19 protein-coding genes are annotated in these 22,422 nt (G+C 37.6%); 9 read left to right on the top strand and 10 right to left on the bottom strand.

Annotated elements, in window-relative coordinates; translation table 11 throughout:
• Positions 1 to 48: 48 nt before the first annotated feature.
• The gene (seqA, locus tag A6E06_RS02260; RefSeq protein WP_065591438.1) at positions 49 to 597 is read right to left on the bottom strand and encodes a replication initiation negative regulator SeqA; all 549 of its coding nucleotides are present in this window, start codon (positions 595 to 597) and stop codon (positions 49 to 51) included.
• A gap of 94 nt (positions 598 to 691) precedes the next feature.
• Between seqA and A6E06_RS02255 the strand changes: the two genes are divergently transcribed.
• From A6E06_RS02255 to fldA, 3 genes are all read left to right on the top strand, one after another.
• Positions 692 to 1,468, top strand: a complete 777-nt coding sequence (locus tag A6E06_RS02255) for an alpha/beta fold hydrolase (RefSeq protein WP_065591437.1) — start codon at positions 692 to 694, stop codon at positions 1,466 to 1,468.
• Between the two features lie 87 nt (positions 1,469 to 1,555).
• Positions 1,556 to 1,777 (top strand): DUF2788 domain-containing protein, encoded by a 222-nt coding sequence (locus A6E06_RS02250; RefSeq protein WP_065591436.1) that lies wholly within the window; start codon positions 1,556 to 1,558, stop codon positions 1,775 to 1,777.
• Positions 1,778 to 1,836: 59 nt separating this feature from the next.
• Complete coding sequence (gene fldA, locus A6E06_RS02245) at positions 1,837 to 2,364, top strand: flavodoxin FldA (RefSeq protein WP_065591435.1); 528 nt, start codon at positions 1,837 to 1,839, stop codon at positions 2,362 to 2,364.
• A gap of 35 nt (positions 2,365 to 2,399) precedes the next feature.
• Here fldA and A6E06_RS02240 read toward each other — a convergent pair whose 3' ends face one another.
• Complete coding sequence (locus A6E06_RS02240; RefSeq protein ID WP_065591434.1) at positions 2,400 to 2,864, bottom strand: hotdog fold domain-containing protein; 465 nt, start codon at positions 2,862 to 2,864, stop codon at positions 2,400 to 2,402.
• A 180-nt stretch (positions 2,865 to 3,044) separates the two neighbouring features.
• Between A6E06_RS02240 and fcrX the strand changes: the two genes are divergently transcribed.
• Positions 3,045 to 3,488 carry a ferric iron uptake transcriptional regulator FcrX gene (gene fcrX / locus A6E06_RS02235; protein WP_065591433.1) on the top strand — a complete coding sequence of 148 codons (444 nt, stop codon included), beginning with the start codon at positions 3,045 to 3,047 and terminating at the stop codon, positions 3,486 to 3,488.
• 85 nt (positions 3,489 to 3,573) lie between these two features.
• Here fcrX and glnS read toward each other — a convergent pair whose 3' ends face one another.
• Both glnS and nagE read right to left on the bottom strand, forming a co-directional pair.
• A complete protein-coding gene (gene glnS, locus A6E06_RS02230) occupies positions 3,574 to 5,232 on the bottom strand; it encodes a glutamine--tRNA ligase (protein WP_065591432.1) in 1,659 nt (552 codons plus the stop codon).
• 169 nt (positions 5,233 to 5,401) lie between these two features.
• Positions 5,402 to 6,892: an N-acetylglucosamine-specific PTS transporter subunit IIBC gene (nagE, locus tag A6E06_RS02225; protein WP_065591431.1), complete on the bottom strand. Its 1,491-nt coding sequence runs from the start codon at positions 6,890 to 6,892 to the stop codon at positions 5,402 to 5,404.
• A gap of 400 nt (positions 6,893 to 7,292) precedes the next feature.
• Between nagE and nagA the strand changes: the two genes are divergently transcribed.
• The 4 genes from nagA to asnB all read left to right on the top strand — a co-directional run bounded on the left by nagA (position 7,293) and on the right by asnB (position 13,275).
• Positions 7,293 to 8,429, top strand: coding sequence for an N-acetylglucosamine-6-phosphate deacetylase (nagA, locus tag A6E06_RS02220; RefSeq protein ID WP_065591430.1), 1,137 nt, complete (start codon positions 7,293 to 7,295; stop codon positions 8,427 to 8,429).
• A gap of 1 nt (position 8,430) precedes the next feature.
• Entirely contained in the window at positions 8,431 to 9,645 is a 1,215-nt protein-coding gene (locus A6E06_RS02215; RefSeq protein ID WP_065591429.1) for an ROK family protein, read from the top strand.
• A gap of 76 nt (positions 9,646 to 9,721) precedes the next feature.
• Positions 9,722 to 11,323 (top strand): cation:proton antiporter family protein, encoded by a 1,602-nt coding sequence (locus A6E06_RS02210; RefSeq protein WP_065591428.1) that lies wholly within the window; start codon positions 9,722 to 9,724, stop codon positions 11,321 to 11,323.
• Positions 11,324 to 11,607: 284 nt separating this feature from the next.
• Entirely contained in the window at positions 11,608 to 13,275 is a 1,668-nt protein-coding gene (gene asnB / locus A6E06_RS02205; protein ID WP_065591427.1) for an asparagine synthase B, read from the top strand.
• Positions 13,276 to 13,321: 46 nt separating this feature from the next.
• On the opposite strand, the gene rfaH is transcribed toward asnB, so the two are convergent.
• On the bottom strand, positions 13,322 to 13,822 hold the full coding sequence (gene rfaH, locus A6E06_RS02200; protein ID WP_065591426.1) for a transcription/translation regulatory transformer protein RfaH: 501 nt from the start codon (positions 13,820 to 13,822) through the stop codon (positions 13,322 to 13,324).
• Positions 13,823 to 14,201: 379 nt separating this feature from the next.
• On the opposite strand from rfaH, the gene A6E06_RS02195 reads away from it, so the two are divergent.
• The gene (locus A6E06_RS02195) at positions 14,202 to 15,557 is read left to right on the top strand and encodes a peptide MFS transporter (protein ID WP_065591425.1); all 1,356 of its coding nucleotides are present in this window, start codon (positions 14,202 to 14,204) and stop codon (positions 15,555 to 15,557) included.
• A 69-nt stretch (positions 15,558 to 15,626) separates the two neighbouring features.
• On the opposite strand, the gene A6E06_RS02190 is transcribed toward A6E06_RS02195, so the two are convergent.
• The 5 genes from A6E06_RS02190 to clpX all read right to left on the bottom strand — a co-directional run bounded on the left by A6E06_RS02190 (position 15,627) and on the right by clpX (position 22,400).
• Positions 15,627 to 15,932: a ComEA family DNA-binding protein gene (locus tag A6E06_RS02190; protein WP_083190265.1), complete on the bottom strand. Its 306-nt coding sequence runs from the start codon at positions 15,930 to 15,932 to the stop codon at positions 15,627 to 15,629.
• 188 nt (positions 15,933 to 16,120) lie between these two features.
• Entirely contained in the window at positions 16,121 to 17,977 is a 1,857-nt protein-coding gene (gene ppiD, locus A6E06_RS02185) for a peptidylprolyl isomerase (protein ID WP_065591423.1), read from the bottom strand.
• A gap of 205 nt (positions 17,978 to 18,182) precedes the next feature.
• On the bottom strand, positions 18,183 to 18,455 hold the full coding sequence (locus A6E06_RS02180; protein WP_065591422.1) for an HU family DNA-binding protein: 273 nt from the start codon (positions 18,453 to 18,455) through the stop codon (positions 18,183 to 18,185).
• Positions 18,456 to 18,625: 170 nt separating this feature from the next.
• The gene (gene lon / locus A6E06_RS02175) at positions 18,626 to 20,980 is read right to left on the bottom strand and encodes an endopeptidase La (protein ID WP_065591421.1); all 2,355 of its coding nucleotides are present in this window, start codon (positions 20,978 to 20,980) and stop codon (positions 18,626 to 18,628) included.
• Between the two features lie 133 nt (positions 20,981 to 21,113).
• The gene (clpX, locus tag A6E06_RS02170; protein WP_065591420.1) at positions 21,114 to 22,400 is read right to left on the bottom strand and encodes an ATP-dependent protease ATP-binding subunit ClpX; all 1,287 of its coding nucleotides are present in this window, start codon (positions 22,398 to 22,400) and stop codon (positions 21,114 to 21,116) included.
• Positions 22,401 to 22,422: the final 22 nt, after the last annotated feature.

The following is a 22,422-nucleotide window of genomic DNA, read 5'->3' as shown; positions in this document are numbered from 1 at the left end:
TTGACGATTCCTTGTGACAAATTATTATTTGAGCCGTAACTCAAAAATTTAAATCGCCGCACACACTTTTTCTGTCAAATCATGATGGAAACCCATACGCTCCATTAACAATTCAACCATGTGGCGCTTGCGATTAGTATTTGTATTCGTGATAACCCAAAATGGAGTGCCATTGATTTCTCTTGGCTTGGTTGTTTTACCACTTGCAATCAATGTATCTTGATTGTCTGCAAAATAAACTCGAGTTCTTCCCTTCACTTCCGTCGCTTCAGAGAATGCTTTTGAGTCAATTTTATATAATTCTGAAAGTACCGTTAAAAAACGATCGATTGCTTTATCCAATACTGAGAATTCATCAGAGATTAATAAAGTACGCACCGCTTTAACACGATCTATTGATATCTCTTTACCTGCATCTTTACTGACTACAATGCCTTTTTTCTGTACTTCAACAGGAGCAGAAACAGAAATAACAGAGTCTAAAGGTGATGACTGCATTAAGAGACGACGCAAAATATCAGAGGCACTTTCACCGATGTGTTGAGTTTGGCTCGCAATAAAGCGGTATAGTTCTTCGTCTACTTCAATTGTCTTCATTATATGGTTCGTATTCTATAATCTATTTATGAAGGCACGATTATACATTGTATAATCGTGATACTCTACGACAAACCTAACACAACGTAGAAAAATGAAGCTACTTAACTATAAAGAACAAGGAAATGGGGATCCTTTGATCCTAATTCATGGCTTATTTGGGAATTTAGATAACCTAGGTCTTCTTGCTAGGCAACTTGAATCATCGTATCGAGTGATCAGTGTTGATCTTCGAAATCACGGTCACTCTTTTCATTCTGACGATCATAGCTATCAAGCCCTCGCTTCCGATGTCGTTCATTTAATTGAACATTTAGCAATTAAGCCTAAGGCTATTATCGGTCACTCTATGGGGGGTAAAGTTGCGATGGCTATCGCCTCTCAAAAGCCTGAAATAATACCTTCATTAATTGTGTTAGATATGGCGCCTGTTGCCTACCCTGAACGCAGACACGATACCGTTTTTTCTGGACTGCAACATATAATAAATACACCACCAAAGACCCGAAAAGAAGCCGATAATTTACTTGCAACCTCGATACTCGAACCAGGAGTACGACAATTTTTAAGTAAATCACTCTATAAAGAAGGCGATCATTTAGCTTTGCGTTTTAATGTCCCGGCTTTACTTAGTAACTATCATCAGATCATTGGTTGGGATCAAATTTCGCCATTTATGGGAGATGCCTTATTTATAAAAGGAGAAAACTCCGATTACATTCAGGCTTCGCATCAAAAAGAAATTATGATGCAATTTCCAAAAGCTAAAGCACATATTGTAAGTGGCACAGGTCATTGGCTTCATGCAGAAAAGCCTGAAACCATATATCGAGTAATAAATCGATTTTTAGAGAAAGTTGGTACTCGATAATCCATATCAACAACGTCAAAGCTATGATATAGTTTTGCAAAATTATTCGATCAGATTTAAGTCGCTTAACTAAAATAAGGCTGATTTATGCTATATGAACATTTTGACCTCATTGAATCTATTGGATTAGATTTTCTGTTTGCCTCGATATTCTTCTTTATCGGTATGGCAATTAAAGATGTACTAAAGCAAGCAAATGTACCTACTTTTGGCCGAAAAATAGTTTGGCTAGTACTCTTTTTAGGCTGTACTGGTTTCATTGCAAAAGGAATTATTCAGCTAAGCTGGGAAGGTGCAGGTCTAGGCTAAGCCACTGATCTAATAACATCTATTTTTAATTAATACAGACAAATACAGGTATTCATCATATGGCAAGTGTAGGACTCTTCTTTGGTAGCGACACAGGTAATACTGAAGCTATTGGCAAGATGATTCAAAAACAGCTTGGTAAAAAGCTCGTTCACGTTCAAGACATTGCGAAAAGCAGTAAAGAAGATATTGATAATTTCGATCTTCTTCTTTTAGGTATCCCTACATGGTACTACGGTGAAGCTCAATGTGATTGGGATGATTTCTTCCCTGAACTAGAAGGCATTGATTTCTCAACTAAACTTGTTGCTATCTTTGGCTGTGGTGATCAAGAAGATTACGCTGAGTACTTTTGTGATGCTATGGGTAATATCCGTGATATCGTAGAAGCGAAAGGTGGTACAGTGATCGGCTATTGGCCAACTGAAGGTTATGAATTTGAAGCATCTAAAGCCTTAGTTGATGAAAATAACTTTGTCGGTCTTTGTATTGATGAAGATCGCCAGCCAGAGCTTACAGAAGAGCGTGTAACTAAATGGGTTAACCAAATCCATGAAGAAATGTGCCTTGCAGAATTAGAAGACTAATTTTGATTTATGATGCTCTCTGTTCTTTGAGAGCATCATCTAAATTCTGGTTTTTTTCTCACATATAACGTTCTATTCACCCTCGCAACCACCTTTCCTTTTTTATCATAAATATACACTTCAAATTTTGGAAAATACTTGTCCCCATTTTCTGTATGACATTTTATCTCCTGAATCGTCTCATTTGAAATCAAGAAGTGTGCCTGTAAATCTGTCGTTCCCGGTGAAATAAAGTCAATCTCAGATTGTTTATCCCATACAAAGTACTCATCACGCAAAATACCCATTAGCATTAATGAAAATACAGGATCAGTCATAGAGAAAATACTTCCTCCATATTGAGTTCGATTGGCATTTCTATTCCAAAACCGATCTTTCAATATAACATTCACTTCTTGAAAGTCAGATGAAATAGTTTGGATCGAGATCCCAGCCCCCCAAAATGGTGGCCAAATATTCAATGCCCTTCTAACTATTTTTGGGGTAAAGTACTTATACATATTTATCATCCTTAAATCTGGTCTGACCTCATAATAAATGTTTTCTTAACATAAGATCAACATCTATTTTTTTGTAAGAGATCGTACAGATAGGGTATCAACTAGATTGAATGTTCCCTATAATTAAGTTATTAAAACTGCACAAAAAATCGATGCAGAATGTCAATACAGGAAAAGTCGATGTCAGATAACAACCAAGCACTAAAAAAAGCCGGTTTAAAAGTTACTCTTCCGCGTTTGAAGATTTTAGAAGTACTTCAACAACCAGATTGCCAACACATCAGTGCAGAAGATTTATATAAAAAATTAATCGATATTGGTGAAGAGATTGGTCTTGCTACCGTATACCGCGTATTAAACCAATTTGATGATGCCGGCATTGTGACCCGTCACCATTTTGAAGGTGGTAAATCTGTTTTTGAACTAGCAACTCAACACCACCATGATCACCTTGTGTGCTTAGATTGCGGTAAAGTTATCGAATTCTCTGATGAAATGATTGAAGAACGTCAACGAGATATCGCTAAAAAATACAATGTTCGACTTACTAACCACAGTTTATATCTATACGGCCACTGTATTACTAATGACTGCATTGATAATGATGATGCTCATAACGGTTAATCATCAATTTAACAGATTTTAGTCATAAAAAAACCAGCATTTCTGCTGGTTTTTTATTATCAATTCAGTAAATACTTAGTCTGGATTAACCTTCCCAAGTATCACGTAAACCTACTGTACGGTTGAATACAAGAGCTTCTGGTGTAGAGTCTTTATTATCAATACAGAAATAGCCTGTACGTTCAAATTGATAGCCTGCTTCAACTTCTGCTGTTGCTAAACTTGGTTCTACAAAACCATTTTTAACAACCAACGACTCAGGGTTAATACTCTCTGAGAAATCCTCTAAAGTAGCAGGATTTGGCACTGTGAATAGACGATCATACAAACGAATTTCCGCTGGTACCGCTTTATCTGCTGATACCCAGTGAATAACACCTTTAACTTTACGGCCATCTGCTGGGTTCTTACCTAACGTTTCTGCATCATAGCTACAGAAAATAGTCGTAATGTTACCTGCTTCGTCTTTTTCAATTCGATTTGCTTGAATAACATAAGCACCACGTAAACGTACTTCTTTACCAAGAACTAAACGTTTGTATTTCTTGTTTGCTTCTTCACGGAAATCATCTTGCTCGATATAAACTTCACGAGTAAATGGTACTTCGCGCGTGCCCATTTCAGGCTTGTTAGGATGATTTGCAACGTTTAACGTTTCTACCTTACCTTCTTCGTAGTTTTCAATCACTACTTTTACAGGCTCAAGTACAGCCATCGCACGAGGTGCATTCTCATTCAGATCATCACGAATACATGATTCTAATGAACCAAATTCAATCATGTTTTCTTGTTTAGTTACACCAATACGTTTACAGAATTCACGAATAGAGCCAGCAGTAAAACCGCGACGACGTAAACCAGAAACAGTAGGCATACGTGGATCATCCCAACCATTTACTAACTTCTCAGTCACAAGTTCATTCAGCTTACGCTTAGACATAATCGTATATTCTAAGTTTAGGCGGCTGAATTCATACTGATGTGGTTGGCAGTCAATCGTAATATTTTCTAATACCCAATCGTACAAACGACGGTTATCTTGGAATTCTAGCGTACAGATTGAATGTGTAATGCCTTCAAGCGCATCCGAGATACAGTGAGTAAAATCGTACATTGGGTAAATGCACCACTTATCACCAGTTTGGTGATGAGAAGCAAAACGAATACGATAAATAACTGGATCACGCATAACGATAAATGAAGAAGCCATATCAATCTTTGCACGTAAGCAAATAGTGCCTTCTTTAAATTTACCATCGCGCATTTGTTCAAATAGCGCAAGGTTATCTTCGACACTACGATCGCGGTATGGGCTATTTTTACCTGGCTCTTTAAGAGAACCACGGTATTCACGGATTTGATCAGACGTTAGCTCATCAACATAAGCCAAGCCCTTCTCAATCAATTCAACCGCGTAACCATACAACTGATCGAAATAGTTTGAAGAATAATGAATATCACCACTCCAATCAAAACCTAACCATTTAACGTCATTTTTGATTGATTCAACGTATTCAATATCTTCTTTTTCAGGGTTAGTATCATCAAAACGTAGATTACACTGTCCCTGGTAATCTTGAGCAATACCAAAATTCAAACAGATAGATTTTGCGTGACCGATATGCAGATAACCGTTTGGCTCTGGCGGGAAACGAGTATGGACACTGGAATGTTTACCTGACTTTAGGTCTTCATCAATAATTTGACGGATAAAGTTGGTAGGACGAGTTTCAGTTTCACTCATCTAAAGCACCTCATTGGTATTAAGAGAAAGAACAGATTGTTCATATCTCCCTATGATCCACAATTATGGGGCAATACTCAATATATAGAATCAAATAGTTGCTTTATTTCCATAAAAAAAGCCGCTCTAATTAGAGCGGCTTATTAAATCGAGTTAATTTACTCAATAATTATGGTAATGCAACTGCTGTTAGGTCTTCCGACGCTGGGATTTTTTTCATTTCGCCAGCAACGATTTCAGCAAGAGGACCTAGAATAACTTGAACATTGTTTGAACCAAGTTTAACTACACCCATTGCACCAAGGCCTTTAAGTTGCTTCTCACTAATTACGCTAGTGTCTTTAAGAGTTAAGCGTAAACGAGTAATACAAGCATCGATATTTTCGATATTTTCATGACCACCAAGCGCTTTAAGATACTGCTTAGCTAGTTCACTTGTTTCTTTAGAACCACGGATTGAGCTTTCTTCTTCTTCATCTTCTTCACGGCCTGGAGTCTTAAGATTAAACTTAATGATTACAGCGCGGAATACGAAGTAGTAAATTGCGAAGAATACGATACCTTGGATAATTAGCATGTACCAGTTAACTGCTAGTGGGTTACGGCTAGAAAGAACCATATCAACTAGACCAGCAGAGAAACCGAAACCTGCAATCCATTGCATAGATGCTGCGATGAATACAGAGATACCCGTTAATGCCGCGTGAACTACATACAATGCAGGAGCAAGGAACATGAATGAGAATTCTAGTGGTTCTGTCACACCTGTAAAGAATGATGCGAAACCTGCAGCGATCATAATAGACGCTACTTTTTCTTTATTCTCAACTTTTGCAGTGTGGTAGATAGCTAGTGCTGCACCTGGTAGACCAAACATCATGATTGGGAAGAAACCAGCTTGGTACATACCTGTAACACCTACAGTTGCAGTACCTTCAGCGATAGACTTAGCGCCACCTAGGAAGTTAGGGATGTCGTTAATACCAGCAACGTCAAACCAGAACACAGAGTTAAGTGCATGGTGAAGACCTACAGGAATAAGTAGACGGTTGAAGAATGCATAAATACCAGCACCAACAGAACCCATACCTTGGATTGATTCACCAAAGTGTACAAGGCCACCGTAAATAGCAGGCCAAACGTACATAAGAATGAAGGCAATTAAGATACCCGCAAATGACGTTAAGATAGGAACAAGACGTTTACCAGAGAAGAATGCAAGTGTTTTATGCAATTCAACAGCAGAGAAACGGTTGTAGATTTCAGCAGATACGATACCAACTAAAATACCAACAAATTGGTTGTTGATCTTACCAAAAGCCGCAGGTACAGCTGCAGGATCAATACCTTGAATCTGAGCTACTGCGCCTGGAGAAAGAAGATTAGTTACAACAAGGAAACCAACAAAACCAGAAAGTGCCGCTGCACCATCTTTATCTTTAGACATACCATAAGCAACACCAATTGCGAATAGTACAGACATGTTATCAATGATAGACGCACCAGCTTTGATTAAAAACGCTGCTAATGCACTATTACCGCCCCAAGCTACCGGGTCAATCCAGTAACCAATACCCATTAAAATTGCTGCTGCAGGTAATGTAGCAACTGGTACCATCAGTGCTTTACCTACTTTTTGAAAATATCCTAAAATATTCACCTTTAGATTCCCCCTATAAGGATTTTAGATTTTTTTGAATAGCTTAATTTGTCCGTTATAAACTTATTTCGCTACTCGTTATTAACAGGGTCAGTGTAAGGGATTAATTTCGCCCCGCAAATTAAAAGCGAGCTAATTGTGATCATTATCACCTGCGGAGGGAATATTTAAGGTATTTTGCTAGCGAGATCATAAAACTTATTTTATCATTCGAAAGAATAAAACATACGGAATAAAATTTGGTCTATAAAAGACCAAACTTTGTCATTACTGAACGTAACATTTAGGTAACTGAGTGTACCGCTCAGTAAGCAGTTCTATTTTTACTTGCTTAAAAATTTAAACGAAAAAAAGTTTACACTTTTTTCGTATCATAAATTATAACTAAAGGATTCAAGCTATGTATGCACTAACTAACTGTAAGGTTTATACTGGTAACGATGTTCTTGTTAACCATTCTGTCATCATTAATGGAACAGAAATCGAAGCCGTTTGCCCAACATCAGAATTACCCGATGGTATTGAATTAAAGGATTTAGATGGTGCCATTCTAAGCCCTGGTTTTATCGACCTTCAATTAAATGGCTGTGGCGGTGTGATGCTAAATGATGAAATCACTGCAGAAACAATGCAGATCATGCATGAAGCGAACTTAAAATCAGGCTGTACTAGTTTCTTACCTACGCTAATTACCTCTTCAGACCAAGATATGCGAACTTCGATTGAAGCTGCTCGTGAATATCACAATAAATATCAAAACCAATCTTTAGGTCTACACCTTGAAGGTCCATACCTAAACGTAATGAAAAAAGGCATTCATAGCGTTGACCATATCCGTCATTCAGACTCTGATATGATCCAATTAATGTGTGATAACGCGGATTTAATTGCAAAAGTAACTCTTGCTCCAGAGCAAAATGATCCAGAACACATCGAACGTTTATGTAAAGCAGGTATTGTTGTATCAATTGGCCACACTAATGCTACGTATGCAGAAGCTCGCCAAGGTTTTGAATCAGGTATCACTTTCGCAACTCATCTATTTAACGCGATGACGCCTATGGTTGGTCGTGAACCTGGTGTTGTTGGTGCTATCTATGATACACCAGAAGTTTATGCTGGCATCATCGCTGATGGTTTCCATGTAGACTATGCAAATATCCGAATTGCGCACAAAATAAAGAAAGAAAAGCTAGTATTAGTGACCGATGCCACAGCTCCTGCAGGTGCTGACATGGAATACTTTATTTTTGTTGGTAAGAAAGTATATTACAAGGAAGGTAAATGTGTTGATGAGAATGGCACATTAGGCGGCTCAGCTCTGACTATGATTGAAGCAGTTCAGAATACAGTTGAGCACGTTGGAATCGCTTTAGACGAAGCACTACGTATGGCTACGTTATATCCAGCTCAAGCAATTGGCGTGGATAATAAACTAGGCCGAATTAAAAAGAACATGGTTGCTAACCTTGCTATTTTTGATCGTGACTTTAATGTAAAAGCGACTGTTGTTAACGGACAATACGAGCAAAGTTAATATGACTGACGGACAAATTGGTAATGTAGATCTAGTAAAACAATTAAACAGTGCGGCTGTTTATCGTTTAATCGACCAAAAAGGACCGATATCTCGAATTCAAATCGCAGATGTTAGTCAACTTGCCCCAGCAAGTGTTACCAAAATAACCCGTCAATTATTGGAGCGCGGCTTAATTAAAGAAGTCGCGCAACAAGCGTCAACTGGTGGACGAAGAGCGATCTCTTTGACCACCGAAACGGAACCTTTTCACTCTATCGCAGTGCGTTTAGGCCGTGATTATATCCAGTTAAGTCTTTTTGACCTTTCCACAAAAGAATTAGCCAGTGAATATCAAGAATTTCATTATAGTAATCAAGAACACCTTTTAGATGGCTTAAATAAATTACTCCAAAATTTCATCACTCAAAATCAAGATACCATTAAGCAATTAATTGCTATCGGCATCACCCTTCCTGGTCTAGTTAACCCAGAGACCGGCGTTGTAGAGTACATGCCAAATACCGATATAGATAAATTGGCACTAGCCGATTTCATTAGAGACACTTTCAACACTCAATGTTTTGTTGGCAATGATGTGCGCGGTTTAGCTCTAGCCGAACATTATTTTGGTGCGTCTAAAGATTGCTATGATTCTATATTAGTCAGTGTTCACCGTGGTACTGGTGCAGGCATTATCGTTAATGGTAAAGTTTTCTTAGGCCATAATAGAAACGTAGGTGAAATTGGTCATATTCAGATCGATCCGATTGGCGATAAATGCCAATGTGGTAATTTTGGTTGTTTAGAAACCGTAGCAGCAAACCCTGCAATTATCGCACGCATCAAGTCTTTACTTGAACAAGGTTACCCTTCAAGCCTTTCACCGCTAGAAAACATCACAATGGCAGATATTTGTCATGCTGCAAATCATGGTGATGAACTTGCAACACAAACATTGCTGCGAGTAGGTAACCAACTTGGTAAAGCCATTGCAATGACAATTAACCTATTTAATCCACAAAAAATTGTTATCTCGGGTGCTATTACTCAATCAGATAAAATTCTATTTGCTGCTATTCGTAATTGTATCAAAAATCAATCATTGACCGCTTTCCATAAAGATCTTCCTATTGTTGCATCAGAACTCCATGAACAACCAACAATTGGTGCATTTTCAATGGTGAAGCGCGCTATGCTTAATGGTGTATTGTTACAAAAATTATTAGATGAATAATCATAAATAATTTTTAACATGTTACTCTAAGGCTGCTTTTGCAGCCTTTTTTTTAACACTTTCAGGACAATAGTATATGGAGTTACTTTTTATCATTGCAGCGTTTGTAATGGGTTTTATTGCATTAAAGATCAACTTACCGCCGTTGGTTGGTTTTTTATTAGCTGGATTTGGTTTGCACGCGCTTGGCTTTCAATCTAATGATGCACTTTCTACCTTTGCAGATCTTGGCGTTACCCTGCTCCTTTTTTCTATTGGCTTAAAATTAGATATAAAAACCTTATTAGCTAAAGAAATTTGGCTAGGTGCTACACTCCATAACGTATTCTCAACACTGTTCTTCACATTTGCTCTACTTGGTCTCAAACTTCTCGGGATAACAATACTTGCAGATATAGATACTGCACAATTAGTCTTATTTGGTTTTGCCCTCTCTTTTTCTAGTACCGTTTTTGCAGTTAAAGCATTGCAAGAAAAAGGCGAAATGAACGCGACTTACGGTACTTTAGCGATTGGCATTCTTGTTATGCAAGATATCTTTGCCGTTGTTTTCTTAACCGTATCTACTGGTAAAATACCTGAAATTACCGCCTTAGCTTTATTTGCACTCCCACTCTTTAGACCTTTATTCTTTAAACTATTAGACTGGGCTGGTCACGGAGAAATGCTGGTTCTTTATGGCATATTCTTAGCCTTGGTCGCTGGTGCTGGTACCTTCGAACTCGTTGGAATGAAGCCAGATCTTGGCGCTCTTATCCTAGGCATGTTATTAGCTGGTCACTCTAAAGCCTCTGAATTATCAAAATCCTTATTTAATTTAAAAGAAATTTTACTCATTTGTTTTTTCTTAAATATAGGGCTATCAGCAGCACCGACATTTGCAGGGTTAACACTGGCTCTATTTTTAATTTTACTGCTACCGGTAAAAGGTTTTTTATACTTCATTATCATTAATAAATTTAAGTTCCGCGTTCGAACCTCCTTACTCACCTCTCTGACCTTATTTAATTACAGTGAGTTTGGATTAATTGTGGGTGGATTAGCATTTAAAATGGGTTGGTTACCAGGAGATACTCTCGTTGCCATTGCTATTGCTGTATCCATTTCCTTCATTATTTCAGCGCCTTTAAATAATTTTGGACACTCAATTTATCAGCGGTCACGCCATTGGTTAAAAGAACACACCGCTGAACGCTTAAACCCAATGGATAAATTAATTAATCCAGGTAGAGCACAAATTTTAATTCTTGGTATGGGTCGAATTGGTAGCGGCGCTTATGATGAATTAAAAGATAAATATGGCGATATTATTTTAGGGATAGAACTACGCGAAGAATCAGCTAAGCGCCATCAAGAGCTAGGGCGAAATGTTATTCTTGGCGATGCTACCGACCCCGATTTTTGGGAACGTATTTTATCAACTTCACACGTGAAACTCGTGCTATTAGCCATGCCCAACCACCAAGGTAATCAATTTGCATTAGAACAATTACAATCACGAAATTATCAAGGCCAAACCGCAGCAATTGCGGCTTATAATGACCAAATTGAAGGGCTACTCGAACAAGGTGTTGATGCTGCATTTAATATTTACCATGAAGCAGGTAGTGGTTTTGCTCGTCATGTAAGTGAACAATTAAATCCGAAATTCAATCCACAAAATGAAAACATGAAATAATAATGCTTAATTAATCATCTGTATGATAAATAAATCAGGTTAGAATCTAAAAGTGTTCTAATCTGATGTTTATTTATATCCCATAATTTCTCATCATTTCTGTTCAAAAAACATCTTCAACTAACGATCTCATACCAAAACAGCATAAATATTAAATATTATCTATTCAGGTTATCTATTTGTGATTTTATTTGTATTTCTGGGTTGATTTTTTTAGGGATGATGGCAAATTGTATTCAAGACAATAATTTATGATAAAAATTAAGAAGAGATAGAGGGAACTTATGTGCTCAATTTTTGGAATACTGGATATTAAAACCGATCCAACACCACTGCGTAAATCCGCACTAGAAATGTCAAAAAAACTTCGCCACCGTGGACCTGATTGGTCTGGTATTTATTCATCAGATAAAGCAATTTTAGCGCATGAACGTTTGGCTATTGTTGGTGTAAACAGTGGTGCTCAACCTCTTTATAGCGAAGATAAGAAGCACATCTTAGCGGTTAATGGTGAAATTTATAACCATAAAGAATTACGTGAAAAATACGCTGATGATTACGCTTTCCAAACAGATTCTGATTGTGAAGTTATTTTAGCTCTGTATCGCGAGAAAGGGGCTGATTTATTAGAAGACTTAAACGGGATTTTTGCCTTTATTCTTTATGATGAAGAAAAAGACGAGTATTTAGTCGGTCGTGATCATATCGGTATTATTCCTATGTATCACGGATATGACGAGCATGGTAACTATTATGTTGCCTCTGAAATGAAAGCTCTGGTACCGGTTTGTAAATCAATCAGTGAATTTCCTCCTGGTCATTTTTACTCATCAAAAGATGCAGAACCAACACGTTATTATGTACGTGACTGGATGGAATATGATGCAGTTAAAGATAATCCAACAAGTAAAGAAGAACTTAAACAAGCATTAGAGGACGCGGTAAAACGTCAACTGATGACAGATGTTCCTTATGGTGTGCTTCTTTCTGGTGGTCTTGACTCATCAATCACATCAGCAGTTGCGAAAAAGTTTGCTGCAATGCGTATTGAAGATAACGAACAATCTCAAGCATGGTGGCCACAACTGCATTCATTTGCTGTAGGGTTAGAAGGTGCACCTGATCTAAAAGCGGCTCGTGAAGTTGCTAACCAAATTGGTACTGTACACCATGAGATGACTTACACTATTCAAGAAGGTCTTGATGCTATTCGTGATGTTATTTATCACATTGAAACTTATGACGTAACAACGATTCGTGCTTCTACACCAATGTACTTACTGGGTCGTAAGATCAAGGCTATGGGTATTAAAATGGTACTTTCTGGTGAAGGTGCTGATGAAATCTTTGGTGGTTACTTATATTTCCATAAAGCACCAAATAAAAAAGAATTTCATGAAGAAACAGTACGTAAGCTACTGGCTTTAAATATGTTTGATTGCGCTAGAGCAAATAAGTCATTAGCAGCTTGGGGCGTAGAAGGCCGAGTACCTTTCCTAGATAAAGAGTTTATCGATATTGCTATGCGCTTAAATCCACAAGATAAAATGTGTGGTAACGGTAAAATGGAAAAGCATATCCTTCGTGAATGTTTTGAAGATGATTTACCACCCGCAATTGCATGGAGACAGAAAGAGCAGTTTTCTGATGGAGTTGGTTATAGCTGGATTGATACATTACGAGAAACAGCTGAAGCGAAAGTGACAGACCAACAGATGGAATCAGCTAAATTCCGCTTCCCTTACAATACGCCTGTAACAAAAGAAGGCTATGTATACCGTGAAATCTTTGAAGAGCTATTCCCTCTTGAAGATGCCGCTAAATGTGTTCCTGGTGGCCCATCAGTGGCGTGTTCTTCAGCAAAAGCAATAGAGTGGGATGAATCATTCAAAAACTGTGTTGACCCATCAGGTCGAGCGGTACAAGCGGTTCACAATGAAGCGTATGATTAACTAAATTGTTCATAATAAAAAAGCGCCATTTTTGGCGCTTTTTTATTTAGTATTCAATTTCACTATTATCTACTTTAATTTCAACCTTTTGATTAATCAGAGTAATCAATAAAATTGAACGTTTTTCACCATCCGCTTCTTTATAAATAGCGTCCACCCCCACAAAAGGCCCCTCTTTAATTGATACTTTTTGGCCAATTTCAGGCAAGAATTCAGCTAAGCTCTTACTTTTCATACAATCTTCCTTAATCAATTTTAATGAATAAATCAGATCTCCTGACAAGACTTTAGGCTCTCCACCAAAACGAATAAAATCACTTACGCCACGAGTTGAGCGAACAGTTGTAAACGTCGGTCCTTCCTCAAAATCAAACCGCACAAACATGTAACAAGGGAATAAAGGTTCTTTAATTGCCTTTTTCTTACCTCTTATTATTTTCTCAACTTCTATTTCAGGGTAAAAGCACTCTACATTTTGATTTTCTAAATGTGCTTTTGCTCGCTGTTGCTCCCCACGCTTACAGTAGAGTAAATACCATTCTTTCATTATTTATATACCTAGCTAACCAACACAGAAGCATAGCACGCCATAAACCACAACTAAATAAATAGGTTAAATAACTCAACAGCTATCTACCTAGAATGTTAAATGACAAAAAACAGACAAAAGAAATACTAAATATTAAAAATAAGGACTAAATTAAAATTAAAAACTCCCAGTTAATTAAAAATCAAAATAAAAATCCAAATAAAGTGAAATAAACAGAACCTAGATATGTAACATGAAATAAATGTTTCTAAATATTTCAACAGCTTAAAATGTTAAGTAAATCACATAAAATTGTACAACGTTGCAGTATGTAAATTCGAAGGGTATAAATTTATCTTATATAAAAAGAATAAAATTCTATTTAAAAGAGAGCATTATGCCAAACAACAACAAAACACTTATGGGGCACCCTCAGGGGTTGTTCTTACTTTTTGGGACTGAATTGTGGGAGCGCTTCTCTTATTATGCAATGAGAGCAATTTTAGTCTTATATTTAACCGACAGAACGATTAACGGTGGATTAGGCTGGACAGTTAAAGACGCTCTTAGCCTTTATGGTACTTATACTGCCCTTATGTACATAACGCCTTTAATTGGTGGCTGGCTAGCTGATAACTATTTAGGCCAACGAAAATCATTGTTAATTGGTGGTTTTTTAATGGTCATAGGTCAATTTACACTGGCCCTTCCTCATAATATTTTACCATTTTCGATTGAGACCCTTTTCTATGTTGGTTTAGGATTCCTTATTGCAGGTAACGGTTTATTCAAACCAAACGTATCAACAATGGTTGGAGACTTGTACAAAGAAGGTGACAATCGTCGTGATGGCGCTTTCACTATCTTTTATATGGGTATCAATTTAGGTTCATTACTTGCTGGTGTCGTTTCTGGTTCTGTAACAGGGATTTGGGGCTGGAAAGCAGGCTTTGCTGCCGCTGGTATTGGTATGGTTATTAGCTTAATCATCCAAACTTTATTTGCTCAACGCTTCTTAGGTGATATTGGAGTTCGCCCTGCAGCACATATTGCAAAAGAAAATGCTGAAGCTAAAGGTACATCTCACCATGTATTAAGTAAAATAGAAATCGACCGCCTTAAAGTAATCATGGTTATGGGTTTATTTGTTATCGTATTCTGGGCTGGCTTTGAACAAGCTGGTGGATTAATGAACATTTATTCCCAACAATATACCGACAGAATGATCGGTTCATTTGAAGTTCCTGCGGCTTGGTTTCAATCATTAAACCCATTCTTTATCATTACACTTGCCCCGCTCATTGCAATGCTATGGATAAAACTAGGTCCTAAAGAACCAAGTTCACCGGTTAAGTTTGCATTCGCTCTTTTCTTCTTAGCTATCGGCTTTTTATGCATGGTAGGTGCCGTTATGGAACAAGGTGGCGATTTAACGATAAAAACATCTATGTACTGGTTAGTTGGTGCTTACTTTTTCCATACATTAGGGGAATTATGTTTATCTCCAATTGGACTATCATTAGTAACTAAACTAGCTCCACTCCGTTTAGCATCATTAATGATGGGAACATGGTTTGGTTTTAATGCAATATCCAACTACATCGCAGGTGTTGTAGGCTCTCATGTTGAAAGCCTTGGCGCATTAGATATTTTTGCCGGAATTGCAATTGCAGCAACAATTTCTGGTGTTTTATTGCTAACAATCTCTGGAACTCTTATCCGTTGGATGCACGGAGCTGAGAAAGCACATTAATTTAAATGTACAAAAATAAAAAGGCTGCCTTAACTAATTAAGGCAGCCTTTTTCATATAAAGTAATTATCTACAATACAATTCTATGTCGATTCTTTTCTAATAACTTATCACCAATGCCTTTCACGTTAGATAAATCATCTACTGCTACAAACTTCCCATTTTCTTTTCGATAATCAACAATGGCTTTTGCCTTTGAGTCACCAACACCTATGAGTAATGTTTTAAGCTCTTCTGCTTGCGCCTCGTTAATATTAACAATAACTTCTATTCCTTCATGCTTGTCGACGCTTTCTTCCTTAGCATTAACTACACTGCTCGAAAATAGAATCACAGCAAATAAAACAGAACTAAGTAAACCTATTATACGTTTCATGACCATCCCTTGTTCATTATTAAAATAAGTATGTCAGATACTTCAGAAATACGATCTCTATCTGTCATCAAAAAATAATAAGTAATATGAACAAAAAATCCTATAGATACACACATACTTCCATTAAAAACACGACGGGCCCCAATTAGGGGCCCGTCTATCTTATTTATCAATTACAAATAAATTGATTATTGTTCTAATAATGGATAACTAATATCAGTACTTACTTTTAAGGTATCTAAAGTAGCAGTTAGATCTTGTTGAGTCTGACTTCTGAGTAAACGCGTTGATACTTGTTCTGCCATTGCATCATTACTTAGCTCTAATACACCATCAAGAGCAACAATAACGTTGTTACCTTGACGATCCATCATTTGGGCGTAAGTTGATTTACCTTGCTCTGGTTTTTGCAGACGATACACATTATTTGCTAGCTCATCAGCTCGAGTAATCATTCTTGCTTGAGTAAAATTCAAACCATTGTCAGTTAAATAGCTCATTTCACCTTTGTTTAAAGCGCTTATTGCCCCTTGAGCTAACTCAAGTGCTTTCTGCTCACCTTTTGATTGAGATAAACGTGCAATTACAGATTCTTTAACTTCGTTTAACGGTTGAACTATTTCATCACGAACATCTTCAACACGAACAACAATAATGTGCTCAGGTGCGATTTCAATCACATCTGAATTCAAACCATCCTCTTTTACTTCAGGGCTATAAATAGCTTGTAACACTGATGGATTAGATAATAGCTTTGGAGCATCAGTTTCAGAGAAGAAATCTGATGTCATCACCTTAACATTCACGCTTTCAGCCGCATCATCCAAAGAATCTGGTGATTCAAATGCTTTTTCTGCTAACTCTGTTTGTAAGCTATAGAATGCATCTGCAGCATGCTCATCAACAAGAAAGGCTTTAATTTCAGCACTTACTTTTGCTAATGCTTTTGTTTTTGGAGCTTCAATACCGTCAAGTTGGATAATATGATAACCAAATGTTGATTTAACCAAACCCGAATGGTCGCCTACATTAACCAGTTGGAAAGCGGCATCTTCAAAATCAGGATCAATAACACCACGTTCAATCCAACCTAAAGAACCACCTTCTTTCGCTGTAGGGATATCTTGTGAATCTTCTTTTGCTACTGTAGCGAAATCATCACCCGAATCTAAGCGAGCAAGAACCGCTTGAGCATCAGCTTCATCACCTTTAATCAAGATATGACTTACTTCGCGTTTTTCTTGAGTAGAATACTTATCTTGGTTTTCATTATAATACGTTTGAATTTCTTCATCCGTAATTGGGGCTTGAGCCTTTAGAGAATCGCCAGATAATTCAACATAAGAAACTTTTACTTGCTCAGGGCGAACAAATTGTTGTTTATTTGCATTGTAATACTCTTCAACTTCTTCATCAGTTACTGTCGCATCTTTTGAGAATGCTGCAGTATCAAGAGTGATTGTACGAATTTCACGTTGTTGAGCTTCTAAAGCACCTTGTGCTTTTACTTCGTTATCCAACGTAAATTCTGTTGATTCAAGAGCAAGAATAAGTTGATTACGCACTAAATCTTGTCGTAAATATTCTGCAAAACTGTCTGAACTGAAACCTGCGCGACGAAGTGAAATATTAAAGATTTCTTCATCAAACTTGCCGTCTTTCTGGAACTGAGGCATAGATAAGATAGCTTGACGGATCTGTTCATCACCAACGCGAAGACCTAGATCTTGAGCTTGATTATCCAATAACGCATCGTTCACCATACGGTCTAAAACTGATTTACGAAATTGCTCTACGTATGCAGGGTCACCAAGTAATGTTGAAAAATACTCGCCAAGCTGAGATTGCATGCGATTACGTTCATTTTGGTAAACTTGTTCAAAATCATTCCGCGTTATTTCACGCTCACCAACTTTAGCCGCTAGGGGTTGACCTCCACCGACTAAATAACTACCTACACCTGCAAATACAAATGAGAAAATAATTAGACCGAGAATGATCTTAACTACGAGGCCTGTTGAGCCTTCGCGAATTCGATCCATCATAATATGTTTTAACTCCTAATCACCAAGTGGAATAACACTATTTATATAAATAGCGTGTCAATTTCTATTGATAGTGAAAATGTAAAATAGTTCAATAAAAGAAAATTTTAACAATAAAAAAGCGCATCATTGGATGCGCCTATGACTCATAACTCTAGTCTACTAGCCTTACGTGAGCTTGTGTAGAGTTTTATCTATATTTCGCTTAGTTACACGCATCTTTAAGAGCTTTGCCCGCTTTAAATGCAGGTACTTTTGCCGCAGAAATCTCAATCGCTTCACCAGTTTTAGGATTACGACCAGTGCGAGCAGCACGCTCACGAACAACAAATGAACCAAAACCAACAAGCGTTACTTGATCGCCACTTTTTAGTGTCTCAGTTACTGTTTCAACTAATGCATCCAGAGCACGACCTGCTGCTGCCTTTGAGATATCTGCATTTTCAGCAATTTGATCAACTAATTGAGATTTATTCACGGTATTCCCCTTTAAATTATTCATTCAATGATTAATGAACGAGTCCATATTTTGATAATAAATGTGTGAAGTTATGATCACGCAATAAAGCTTAACTTAGCGACATCAATATGAACTGACAAGTCATTTCTACCTGTCAGCCCTGTTATATCAACGTTTTTTGCTACACATCACTTTTTAGATTGCTCAAGACTAAAGCCTTGTGGATCATTTTGAAGCGCTAAGGTTAATACTTCATCAATCCATTTAACTGGATGAACAGATAGATCTGCAATTACATTTGCAGGGATCTCTTCCAAATCACGTTCATTATCCTTTGGAATGATGACAGTTTTAATACCGCCACGATGAGCTGCTAATAGTTTTTCTTTCAAACCACCAATTGGCAGTACTTCACCACGTAATGTAATTTCACCTGTCATTGCAACATCAGAACGAACCGGATTACCCGTTAAGCTTGATACAAGTGCAGTACACATACCAACACCTGCACTTGGACCATCTTTTGGTGTTGCACCTTCAGGAACGTGTACATGAATATCACGCTTTTCATAGAAATCAGGGTTAATACCTAACTTATCTGCGCGCGTTCGTACAACAGTCATTGCCGCTTGAATTGATTCTTTCATCACATCACCAAGAGAACCAGTATAAGCAAGTTTGCCTTTACCAATCATTGATTCTGCTTCAATCGTCAATAAGTCACCGCCGACTTCAGTCCATGCTAAACCAACAACCTGGCCTACTCGGTTTTCGTCATCAACTTTACCGTAATCACAACGTTGAACACCTAAGAAATCTTTTAAGTTATCTTGATTAATTGTTACTTTCTTAATCGATTTATCTAATAGGATTTGCTTAACTGCCTTACGACATAGTTTAGAAATTTCACGCTCTAAGCTACGAACACCTGCTTCGCGGGTATAGTAACGAATGATCCCCATGATAGCCGAGTCATCAATTTCAATCTCATGTTCTTTTAGACCATTGCGTTTTATTTGTTTCATTAACAAGTGATTTTTAGCAATGTTCAATTTTTCATCTTCGGTATAACCAGATAGACGAATCACTTCCATACGGTCAAGCAATGGACCTGGGATATTCATTGAGTTAGACGTTGCAACAAACATTACATCAGAAAGGTCATAATCAACCTCTAAGTAATGGTCGCTAAATTTATTATTTTGCTCTGGGTCTAATACTTCAAGAAGTGCGGAAGCAGGATCGCCACGCATATCAGAAGACATTTTATCGATCTCATCTAATAGGAAAAGTGGATTTTTCACTTCAACTTTAGATAATTTCTGGATCAATTTACCAGGAAGAGAACCGATATACGTACGTCTATGACCACGAATTTCAGCTTCATCACGCACGCCACCAAGTGCCATACGTGTATATTTACGGCCTGTCGCTCTGGCAATAGATTGCCCTAACGATGTTTTACCGACTCCAGGAGGACCGACTAAGCAAAGGATTGGACCTTTAAGTTTTGTCACTCGACTTTGGACCGCTAAATACTCAAGAATACGTTCTTTTACACGCTCTAAGCCATAATGGTCAGAGTTTAAGATCTCTTCGGCTTTGGCTAAATCTTTTTTCACTTTAGAGCGTTTATACCAAGGCACAGCAACCATACAATCAATATAGCTACGAACAACCGTCGCTTCTGCTGACATCGGTGACATCATTTTCAGCTTTTGTAATTCTTGTTCTGCTTTTTCTTGTGCTTCTTTTGGCATTTTAGCGTCTGCAATTTTTTTCTGCAGCGCTTCAAATTCATCTGGTGCATCGTCTAAGTCGCCAAGCTCTTTTTGAATAGCTTTCATTTGCTCATTCAAATAGTACTCACGCTGACTTTTTTCCATTTGCTTTTTAACACGGCCACGGATACGTTTTTCGATTTGTAATAAATCGATTTCAGATTCCATCATGCCCATTAGAAACTCTAAACGTGCAATAACGTCTATTAACTCTAACACTTCTTGCTTATCAACCAATTTAAGCGGCATATGGGCAGCAATGGTGTCAGCAAGACGAGCGGCATCTTCAATTCCGCTAAGTGAAGTCAAAACTTCTGGTGGGATTTTTTTATTTAATTTAATGAAGCCTTCAAATTGATTAATCGCAGAGCGCATAATCACTTCTTGTTCAGCATCATCAATAATTGGAGTCAGTAGAAATTCAGCATCCGCTGTAAAAAAATCAGCTTCTAAAAACTGATGTATTTTAGCTCGCTGTTGACCTTCAACTAATACTTTAACTGTACCATCAGGCAATTTTAATAATTGTAAAATTGTCGCTATTGTACCAACACCGTGTAAGTCATCTAATTGCGGCTCTTCTTTAGCGGCTTCTTTTTGTGCCACAAGTAGGACTTGTTTATTCTGCTCCATCGCTGCTTCTAAGCAACGGATGGATTTTTCACGGCCCACAAACAGTGGAATAACCATATGCGGATACACCACTACATCACGTAATGGTAGAACTGGTATCTCAATGCGCTCGGAACGCTCCAGGTTCATATTCTTCTCTCTTTCCGTCAGTATCTTTAGAAATAATATGGGGGCAAGTCGCTAAGATTCAACATTATTTTCAATTAAAAATAAAAAAGGAGGCCAATGCCTCCTTTTTATACTGTTTATTAGCTGATATTGACTATTCTGCTGATATTGCTTTCGTTTCTGTATTTTCAAATATTAATAGTGGCTCTGACTCACCATTAATTACAGACTCATCGATAACTACCTTAGAAACACCTTCTTTTGATGGTAATTCATACATAGTATCTAATAATATCGCTTCTAAAATTGAACGAAGACCACGAGCACCCGTTTTACGGTTCATTGCTTTTTTAGCAATGGCTCTCAACGCGTCTTCACGAAATTCTAATTCAGCGCCTTCTAAATCAAATAACGCAGCGTATTGCTTAGTTAATGCATTTTTAGGCTTGCTTAGAATTTGGATTAACGCATCTTCATCTAATTCAGTTAATGTCGTGGTTACTGGTAGACGACCAATAAACTCAGGAATTAAACCGAATTTAATTAAATCTTCAGGTTCAATTTGCTTCAATAAATCTCCAATCGTTGCTTTATCATCTTGAGAGCGAACATCAGCAGCAAAGCCAATACCCGTTCCTATTGCAACGCGTTGCTCGATTACTTTATCTAAGCCTGCAAATGCACCACCACAAATAAATAAGATCTTAGAAGTATCTACTTGTAAGAACTCTTGCTGTGGGTGCTTACGTCCACCTTGAGGTGGTACTGATGCAATTGTACCTTCAATCAATTTCAATAATGCTTGCTGAACACCTTCACCTGATACATCACGAGTGATAGATGGGTTTTCAGACTTACGAGAAATCTTGTCAATTTCATCGATATATACAATGCCACGTTCCGCTTTCGCTGGATCGTAATCGCATTTTTGTAGTAGCTTTTGAATGATGTTTTCTACATCTTCACCTACATAGCCTGCTTCTGTTAACGTGGTTGCATCCGCCATAGTAAACGGAACATCCAAGAAACGAGCTAGCGTTTCAGCAAGTAATGTTTTACCACTACCTGTTGGACCGATAAGTAGAATATTACTCTTACCTAATTCAACGCCATCTTTTGTAGTATCGCCATTACGTAAACGCTTGTAGTGATTATATACCGCTACCGCTAATACTTTTTTAGCATGTTCTTGCCCAATAACGTATTCATCTAAATGACCACGAATATTTTGCGGCGTTGGTAGTTCTTCACTGCTCTCTTTTGGAGACAGAGTATTATCTTTTAGCTCTTCGCGAATAATGTCGTTACATAAATCAACGCATTCATCACAAACATAAACAGAAGGACCAGCAATTAGCTTACGAACTTCATGCTGGCTTTTTCCGCAAAAAGAGCAATATAGTAACTTTCCACTATTTTCGTCTTTACGCTTGTCTGTCATTTGCTAACCTCTTAAACGTTGC

The sequence above is a fragment of the Aliivibrio sp. 1S175 genome (assembly GCF_001690985.1).
In the GTDB taxonomy this organism is placed as follows: Bacteria; Pseudomonadota; Gammaproteobacteria; order Enterobacterales; family Vibrionaceae; genus Aliivibrio.
Note: the sequence above shows the minus strand (reverse complement) of the source record. Positions and strands in the feature narration are given on the sequence as shown.